This is a genomic window from Methanoregula sp. (assembly GCF_002835825.1).
Classification (GTDB): Archaea; Halobacteriota; Methanomicrobia; order Methanomicrobiales; family Methanospirillaceae; genus Methanoregula.
Genome location: NZ_PIZH01000666.1, coordinates 1 through 1,144 on the forward strand (window position 1 = coordinate 1; position 1,144 = coordinate 1,144).

Annotated in this window: 2 protein-coding genes; both read right to left on the reverse strand. The window is 56.2% G+C overall.

Translation table 11 applies throughout. The features are described from left to right. Window positions 1–393, reverse strand: a 393-nt coding sequence (locus tag CW742_RS14275; protein WP_292421524.1) for a V-type ATPase subunit, incomplete at its 3' end; no start/stop codon positions are given. Between the two features lie 21 nt (window positions 394–414). Beyond that, the coding region (locus CW742_RS14280) for a V-type ATP synthase subunit E (protein ID WP_292421526.1) at window positions 415–1,144 on the reverse strand (730 nt) is incomplete at its 5' end.

Genomic DNA, 1,144 nt, shown 5'->3' on the forward strand with positions numbered 1-1,144 from the left:
GTCAAGACTGCCGGCGGGGACGAGGATCTCCTTGATCTTTCCCGCCCGCTCGCCATGCATCTTCCCCCGGAGGATCGTCAGGATGTTCTGGATGTCCCACCGCCTGAGATACGACTGGGTGAACTGCTTGAGGTTGCCCGGCGTGATCTTCTGGATCTTCTGGTACTCCTTGGCAAGGTTCCACGAAAGGGCAACCTCGATAAGGTCGATACCCCTGAACGTGGTCCCGAGTTCGTCGATCTCCTGCTTGTACTCGGTCTCTCCGATAATTCGGGTGATCTCGGAGATACTCATGTTGAGCATCCGCATGTATTCTTCACGAGGAAGGAGTTTGGCCTTCCGTACCCGCATCCTGGTACATACGTAGATATACGGTGCTGAGATACCTCTCATCCCAACCATTCGTACCCCTCCTTATCCGAACAGGATGTCCGACGCATCTTTCAACCCGGATTCCCAGACCTTTCCAAGGAATGTGCGATAACTGTAGTCAATCTGCAAGGCTGCCCCTTCACCCTCGATGAGGATGCCGCCGTCGATTTCTACCGGGGCTCCGACCTTAAACTTCCCGAACTCCGCCTCGGTGACAAGGGCCTGTGCGGCCGGAAGATCGCGGGCATTGCAGGAGATGGTCCCGCCCGGGATCTCCTTCTTTGCCTCGGTGAGGAGCTTTTTTAACGCATCCTTGTGGAAACTTGCGGGGAGTGCGGCAATCTCTGTTCTCGTCGCCTCGTAGACCCGGTCAAGGAGCTCCTTTTTCGTGTTGAGAAGCTCGCGTTTGACGAGCAGGTTCGCAGCCGAGACATCCTGGCTGATGAGGTGTTCGGTCTGTTTCCTGACCTCGTCTTCGGCCATGAGCCTGATGGTCTCGGCCTTCTTTGCCGCAGCGGTAAGGATCTGGTCGGATTCGGCCTTCGCCTCGGCATGGAGGCGTTCTGCCTCGACCGCTGCTCTCTCCCGTATCTCCCGTACGAGCTTGTCAAGGCCGATATGCGCATCCCCGGGGGTATGGATATGGCCGCAATTGGGGCAGACCTCCTGTTTTGTTACCTCTGATCCCATTGTCTGCTCCGGGTAAACAAATAACAACCAGAGCGCAACGACAAGACCGAAGATGACGATGGTTTCCGGACTAACCGAAAAA